The organism is Bacillus sp. 01N45, from assembly GCF_056399205.1.
This window is the reverse complement of sequence record NZ_JBFTQW010000014.1, coordinates 123,633-131,178: the sequence shown is the minus strand read 5'-3', so window position 1 is coordinate 131,178 and position 7,546 is coordinate 123,633. Positions and strand designations below refer to the sequence as shown.

Here is a 7,546-nt window from a genome sequence, read left to right as displayed (position 1 = left end):
GTCCTTCTTGTCGTACACACCATGATAGGGATATTAACGCAAGTATCAATATAAAGAATGAAGCAATAAGGCTTCTAACCGCAAGGACTGCGGGGTTAGCCTAATCAATTAGAGTTCGATAGAACTCTTTACTTAGGAATCCCCCACTTCTAAACGAAGTGAAAGTGGGGGTAGTTCAAAAAACGAAAGATTAAATAAGTGAGATTGCTGATGAATTTTCATTATTAATATCTATAGCAGGTTGTCCAAAGGGGTAAGAGGCAATGTGTATACCTTCATTTTGAAAGAATATTATAAATGTCTTTGATTCTGTTTTATTCAGTTGTCTAAGGAAGTAAAAAGGTTGATGGGAAAATCGGTGCAGGATCCTGAGGTACAAGAGTTAGTAGATAAGCATATGAAGGCAACATTTGAATTTGTTGGTGAAGAAGCGATATACGCTATACAAGATTTAGAAGATCTAGAAAAAGAAAGGCTTGAAAATATGTTTTCCTCCCCATATACAAAAGAAGAGGAAGAATGGTTAAATCAAGCGATGGAGTATTATATGATTCAGAATGGTATGTATACTCCAAAGGTAGATTGAAAAATATAACAGTGTATTATGTTAGTTAGTGTTTCCTTTTTTATGGATTCAATCTTTAATAAAAAAAGTTAGTTTGATAGCAAAAAGAAATACCCTCAAAATAAAAAATACGTTATTCTTTCTGTAGAATCATAGGAAAGGATGGCGTTTTTTTATGTCTGTTTCTGTCGCGATTTCTGATAACTTACATGTAGAGGTATCACTCAATATAACAAAAATGTAATGTTAATGAAATGTAATTCCATCGATACTATTAATGAAATTATATAAAATGAATTACATAAATGAATGGGAGTTAAAGAATTTTTATAATGAAAAAGGAGAAGTATTAATGCGAAATATATTAAGTGTAGAAAAAATTGAAAAATATTATGGTAATAAAGATAATGTAACAAAGGCTATAGATAATATTAGTTTTAAGGTAGATGAGGGAGAATTTGTTGGGATAATGGGGCCTTCAGGAAGTGGCAAAACTACATTACTTAACTGTATATCAACGATTGATAATGTTACTACGGGAAAAATAATAATAAATAATAGTGACATTACTCGGTTAAAATCAAAGTCACTAGATAAGTTTAGACAAAATGAATTAGGGTTTATATTTCAGGACTTTAATTTATTAGATACCCTTACTGCTTATGAAAATATTGCCCTAGCGTTAACAATAAAAGGTGAGAAAAGTTCAAAAATTGATGGAAAAATACAAGCAGTTGCAAAATATTTAGATATTGAACAAGTATTAAGCAAATACCCTTATCAAATGTCAGGCGGACAAAAACAAAGGGTTGCTTCGGCAAGAGCTATCGTAACAGATCCATCTTTAGTACTTGCAGATGAACCAACAGGATCGTTAGATTCTAAATCAGCTAGATTATTACTCGAAAGATTTGAAAGTCTAAATAAGGATTTAAAAGCTACAATACTTATGGTTACTCATGATGCATTTACAGCAAGCTATGCTCGTAGAATTCTTTTCATTAAAGATGGAAAAATATTTATCGAGTTGGTAAGAGGGAATGATTCTAGAAAAGAATTCTTTACTAAAATTATCGAAGTTATAACCCTTCTTGGAGGTGACGATAATAATGTACTCTAAGATTGCTATTGGGAATGTAAAAAAAAGTTTTAAAGATTATGCAATATATTTCTTAACATTAACACTGGCTGTTTGTATATTTTATAGCTTTAACTCAATAGAATCACAAAAGGCACTTATGGAAATTAACGCTTCAGATAGAAAGTATGTGCCTACAATAATGAACGCTATCTCAAATGTGTCAGTATTTGTATCTGTAATATTAGGTGGTTTAATATTGTATGCAAATAATTTCTTAATCAAAAAACGTAAAAAAGAATTAGGAATATACATGACTTTAGGTATGGGAAGAAGAGACATATCCAGAATATTAGTAACAGAGACATTTCTAGTTGGTATTATATCTTTAGTGAGTGGGCTTATAATAGGTATTGGAGTATCACAGGGATTATCTACATTCGCATTAAAAGTATTTGACTTGCCCATCAATAAATATAAATTTGTAATTTCAACAGGTGCTATAGGTAAAAGCGTATTATACTTTGGAATCATGTTTTTGCTTGTTATGTTATTTAATGTATATGTTGTTTCTAAATACAAAATAATTGATTTGTTAACAGCAGGTAGAAAAAACGAAGATGTAAAATTTAGAAATCCTCTTATCTATGTAATCACATTTATTATGTGTGTAGCATCACTTGGATATGCATATGTGACTGTACTAAAAATCGGATTGAATTATAATAATCCTATGCTCATGGTGTCAATCATTCTTGGTATATTAGGTACATTGCTGTTTTTCTTTAGTTTATCTGGATTTATATTATATGTTGTAAAGAAGAATAAAAAAGTCTATTTTAAAGGGTTAAATATATTTATCATCAAACAAATAAATAGTAAGGTTAATACAAATTTTATATCCATGTCTGTAATCTGTTTAATGTTATTCCTTACAATGGTGGCTTTATCTACAGGAATCAGCTTTAACAGAATGATGGACGTAACAACGAAAGAAATAACACCATTTGATGCCAGTATTACGTTGGAGAATAAGGATGAAAGTTACACTATAGAAGACGTATTAAATAAAGCTAATTTTAAAATAAGTAATAACGAAAAATATGTATCTTATAATGTATATCGAACAGGGATGGAAGTGGTGGACTTTGTACCAGAACTTAAAGATTATAAAAACAGTATAGATTTCATTAAAGTATCTGATTATAATAAAATTTTAAATCTTAAAGGTGAAAAGGAAATCACTTTAAATAACAATGAAATTTTACTTTTATCAAATGAAAGTTTGTTGATTAATTCGACAAATGAAAGATTAAAAAATAGCAATAAGGTGAATATTAAAGAGAAAGAATATTTAGTAAAAAACGCTAAAGTTATACAAGAGAATCTTTATACTTATGATGTGCGGACTAATTACTTCACAATCGTTATAAATGATGAGTTTTTATCAGGCTACAAAATTACTGAATCCGTATTTAATGTAAATTATTTAGATGGAAATAGAGAAGCGTATAATAAAAAATATGATAACGTTGCACGGGGCTTTTATGACGAAAATGGCCCGAAATTAAATATTAATCGTATAGCAGGCAAATCAAAAGATGAAGTTTATGCAGAAAGTAAGGGAATGAAAACTATCGTGCTGTTTATTGGGATATATATAGGTATTGTATTTTTAATAACGAGTATGGCTGTATTAGCTCTTCAACAATTATCAGAAGCCAGTGATAGCATAGATCGATATAAATCTTTGAAGAGAATTGGTTCAAACGGAACAATGATCGACAAAACGATTTTTATTCAAACTTTCGTATACTTTAGTCTTCCAGTTTTTCTTGCCATAATTCATTCTATAGTTGGAATTTATGTAGTCAATTATTATATTAACACATTTCAACAAACAGATATTATTTTACCAGCATTGATGACGGGCTTAGTATTTCTTGTAGTTTATGTAGTATATTTATACACGACATATGTCGGGTATAAAAATATTGTAAAAAGTAATACTTGATTTTATAATGCTTATTAGGGCTATTACACCTTGTTTCTCAAGATGTAATAGCCTTATATTCTGTATAGGGAGGGAAAAGTCATGAAAAAAATCATTCTGATTGAAGATGACGAAATCATCAGAGAAGAATTACAACATTTTTTTATAAAGTATGGATATGAAGTAAAGGCTCCCACAGATTTTAATCATATTATCAAATATATAGAAAGTGAGAATGCAGACCTTATATTACTAGACATAAATCTTCCTGTGTTCGATGGCTATTATATATGTAGAGAAATACGTAAAACTTCAGATGTTCCAATCTTCATGGTTACAAGCAGAGATAGTGATGTAGATGAACTAATAAGTATGAATTTAGGAGCAGATGATTTTATAACAAAGCCTTATAATACAGAAATACTATTAGCAAGAGTAACAAACATTTTAAGAAGAACTTCTGGAGATTTCAAGACGAATCATATCTTAATTTATAGAGATTTTACTTTAAATCTTTCAAATGCAACAGTTACTTATCAAGACAAGTCTGTAGAGTTAACTAAAAATGAAGTTAAAATACTCTCATGTTTAATAAATAATCGCGGAAATATTGTAAAAAGAGATTCACTCATTGAAACTTTATGGAAGTCTGATTATTTTGTGGATGATAGCACCTTAACTGTTAATATAAATAGATTAAGAAAAAAGCTTGAAGAGATAGGTATAGAAAATCCAATTGCAACAAGAAGAAGCTTAGGGTATATAATGCCATGAATATAGGTGAATTTATTAAAGATAAAATAGTAGTAATACTATCAAATGTACTGGTATATATCATATTAGCAGGTATATTGCTGACTGCGCATGTTCCGTTCATTATCATATTCTATGTCTTTTGTATTTGGTTTTTCCCATTGATTTCATATATGGCTATAGAATTTATAAGATGTAAAAATTATTATAATGAGATTAATGGCATCTTAGAAAACTTGAAGAAAAAATACTTACTTCCAGAGGTAGTAAAGGAAGCAAACTTTATACATGGAGAAAAGCTTAACGCTATACTGAAAGAAGTAAGTAGAGATATGCATGAAAATGTAAAGTATTATAGAGATATGCAGTTGGATTACAGAGAATATATAGAGACATGGGTGCATGAAATTAAGACACCAATAGCTTCTACAAAGCTAATAATTGAAAATAATCAAAATGAAGTAACGAATAAAATTGACTCTCAAATGGATCGAATAGAGGGGTTTGTAGAACAGGTTCTGTATTATTCTCGAAGCAATAACGTTAATAAAGACTATATTATCAAGCCAATCAACCTTGATAATGTAGTAAGGAATGTAATTAAAAGAAACTATAGGGATTTTATTCATAAGAGAATAAAATTAGATATACAGGATATTGATGAAATCGTATATAGTGATGGAAAATGGGTTGAATTTATTATTAATCAAATAATAGGAAATGCTATTAAGTACTCAAATAACAAAGAACAAATGATACGTATATACTCAATTAAGAAAACTAACTCAGTAATACTAACTATAGAGGATAATGGAGTAGGGATAGTAACTAAAGATATAAATAGAGTATTTGAGAAAGGATTTACTGGAGAGAATGGCAGGAGATTTAGCAAAAGTACAGGAATGGGCTTGTATCTTTGCGAAAAACTATGTTCAAAATTAGGATTGAAAATTGGCATTGAATCCGAAATGAATAAAGGAACTAGAGTTACATTAATATTTCCTTTATCAGGTATGGTAACTTTTGAGTCTTATTTATAAAAGAAATGCTGCCAACTTCCCACGAATTTCATATGAAACGTATAAACAAATGTAAAACGGTATGAACAGAGTAGAAATTCTCTTCATACCGTTTGTATTATTTAGCCATTGAACATATTGGTATATTTAATTAAAGACTATGCTCTTTATCCATATCCATTTCCATTTCAAACAATATAAAAAAACACCCGCGATTGTTCGAGGGTGTTACTTCGCCTATTTACACTCATTCAGCCAAACAGGGTCCGATTTTGTTGATACCTTTTATAAATAACAGCATTACATTAATCTTTTTTCGGAAGTACAATTCTTTTAAATAATTGAACAGTAATCCAGTAATACATCGAGTAAATTACTATAAAAATTACAAGTGGTAACCAAATGCGAGAGTACGGATCGATTAAAAGAGGGCTAAACATCTTCATACCAACTAATATGTGAGTAATCCCCACAATTGCTGGGAATAAGAATATGAAGAATAACTCTTTATAAATTGATTTTGTTAATAATTCTCGGCGGACACCAATTTTATGAAGCATTTGATAACGTGTTACATCTTTTGATGCTCCCGACAGAACTTTAAACATTAAGCAGCTTGCCATCATTGCTAAAAATGCAACTCCAACGAAGAACCCCATAAACATTAGTCCGCTGGAAAGATCATGATTCATAATATATATTTGATACTTACTACCCAATTCTTCCGCTTTCACATTTTTATATTTTGCTATCTGAAATTCATCAAGTTTTTTCCACTCTTTTATGTATGATCCAAAATCATCTGTTTTTCCCATAAACACAGTACTTTCTTTACCCTTCAACCCATCGTATATGCTTTGATCTACAATTTTCATTTTATAATCAGGATATAAATAATTTGGTTGGATCGTTCTAAAAGCCTGAATCCATTGTTTTGTATCTGTTTCTCCTTTAACTCGTTTTATTGAAAATGCACCAATGGGTATTTCCTCTGAAACTTTCTCTATTTTCATACTTTGTATGAAAGGGCGATTTTTCTCTATATCTTCTTTAAGATAATAAACATGCTTATCATCCACTTTGTAATGATATTCAAGCTTTTCTTGAAATAAGATATTACCCAAAATTGTCTTTTCTTCTGCAGTTGGATTATGAATGACTGAATCGTAAATTTGTATTTGATCTGTCATTTTTAGGATGTTGTTTTTAAATGCCATACCACAAGCAATTCCACCAGCACCAAGAGCCACTAAGATTGCTACTGTTGCAAGCACATTTGTTAGACCATTAATGCGGAAATTTAATTGTGCAAAAGTAAAAGCATTAAGGCCTTTTTCACTACGTTTTTTATTACTCTTTAGCTTGATAATCATAACTGGGAGAAGTGATCCAAATATAAGGTAAGTACCAACGGTTGCTGAGATTAATCCAACGGCCATTAATCCCAAAACAATTAGCGAATTTGCATATGATATATAAATAAGTGATGCATAACCAATACCCAATAAAAGAATACCAAGGAATGCAACTACAACTGTCATTTTTCCTTTTATGGCAACACGTTCTGTTTGTTCATCAGCATGTACAAGTTGCAGTACAGAAATACGAGATAATTTAATACTATTCATAATTGCAGATAATACAAATAGTGCAAAGAAGAAGATGCAAGTAATAGCTATAGATGGAAGATAAAATGCTTTATAACCTTCGCCAGCAAACTCGAGTTCTTTCATTAATAGCTGACCGATACCTTCTGCAAGTCCTACACCAATTGTAATTCCAATCAAAAGAGAGGTGGCACCTAATATAATTGTTTCAATGAACATTAGTAAGGTAAGTTTATGCTTTTTTGCTCCTAACATCATATACATACCAAATTCTTTTTGACGAAGAGCTGATAAGAAAGAGTTTGCATATAAAATATAGAAAAATGTGATAACCGCTAACAAAAAGGAACCAATTTTAAAGACAGACACAATATCCCTAATAGAAGAGTTAGATTCAAGGAACGTTTTATTGGATGCTAGCGTTTGAAACATATAAAAAGTTGAAATAGAGACAATAAGACCAACAAGTAAAACAATGTAATCTTGCAACTTACTTTTTAGGCCTGACATAGAAAGCTTAAATAACATGAT

Annotated in this window: 5 protein-coding genes and 1 pseudogene; 5 read left to right on the top strand and 1 reads right to left on the bottom strand. The window is 30.0% G+C overall.

Features of this window, described 5'->3' with window-relative positions; genetic code table 11:
- Positions 1-313: 313 nt before the first annotated feature.
- From AC1DMU_RS25520 to AC1DMU_RS25500, 5 genes and pseudogenes are all read left to right on the top strand, one after another.
- Positions 314-586, top strand: a pseudogene (locus AC1DMU_RS25520) (TipAS antibiotic-recognition domain-containing protein); the annotation flags it as partial.
- Positions 587-917: 331 nt separating this feature from the next.
- Positions 918-1,685 (top strand): ABC transporter ATP-binding protein, encoded by a 768-nt coding sequence (locus AC1DMU_RS25515; RefSeq protein ID WP_061675454.1) that lies wholly within the window; start codon positions 918-920, stop codon positions 1,683-1,685.
- Positions 1,675-3,657 carry an FtsX-like permease family protein gene (locus tag AC1DMU_RS25510; RefSeq protein ID WP_476941599.1) on the top strand — a complete coding sequence of 661 codons (1,983 nt, stop codon included), beginning with the start codon at positions 1,675-1,677 and terminating at the stop codon, positions 3,655-3,657. The genes AC1DMU_RS25515 and AC1DMU_RS25510 overlap by 11 nt, the downstream gene beginning before the upstream one ends.
- 81 nt (positions 3,658-3,738) lie before the next feature.
- The gene (locus tag AC1DMU_RS25505; RefSeq protein ID WP_088064881.1) at positions 3,739-4,410 is read left to right on the top strand and encodes a response regulator transcription factor; all 672 of its coding nucleotides are present in this window, start codon (positions 3,739-3,741) and stop codon (positions 4,408-4,410) included.
- The gene (locus AC1DMU_RS25500) at positions 4,407-5,429 is read left to right on the top strand and encodes a sensor histidine kinase (RefSeq protein WP_088064882.1); all 1,023 of its coding nucleotides are present in this window, start codon (positions 4,407-4,409) and stop codon (positions 5,427-5,429) included. The genes AC1DMU_RS25505 and AC1DMU_RS25500 overlap by 4 nt, the downstream gene beginning before the upstream one ends.
- Before the next feature lie 284 nt (positions 5,430-5,713).
- Here AC1DMU_RS25500 and AC1DMU_RS25495 read toward each other — a convergent pair whose 3' ends face one another.
- A complete protein-coding gene (locus AC1DMU_RS25495; RefSeq protein ID WP_088064883.1) occupies positions 5,714-7,543 on the bottom strand; it encodes an FtsX-like permease family protein in 1,830 nt (609 codons plus the stop codon).
- Positions 7,544-7,546 lie beyond the last annotated feature (3 nt).

Bases quoted from the DNA above. Each gene is read 5' to 3' on its own strand.
- AC1DMU_RS25505 (WP_088064881.1), top strand. From the start codon at position 3,739: ATGAAAAAAATCATTCTGATTGAAGATGACGAAATCATCAGAGAAGAA.
- AC1DMU_RS25495 (WP_088064883.1), bottom strand. From the start codon at position 7,543: ATGTTATTTAAGCTTTCTATGTCAGGCCTAAAAAGTAAGTTGCAAGAT.
- AC1DMU_RS25515 (WP_061675454.1), top strand. From the start codon at position 918: ATGCGAAATATATTAAGTGTAGAAAAAATTGAAAAATATTATGGTAAT.
- AC1DMU_RS25500 (WP_088064882.1), top strand. From the start codon at position 4,407: ATGAATATAGGTGAATTTATTAAAGATAAAATAGTAGTAATACTATCA.
- AC1DMU_RS25510 (WP_476941599.1), top strand. From the start codon at position 1,675: ATGTACTCTAAGATTGCTATTGGGAATGTAAAAAAAAGTTTTAAAGAT.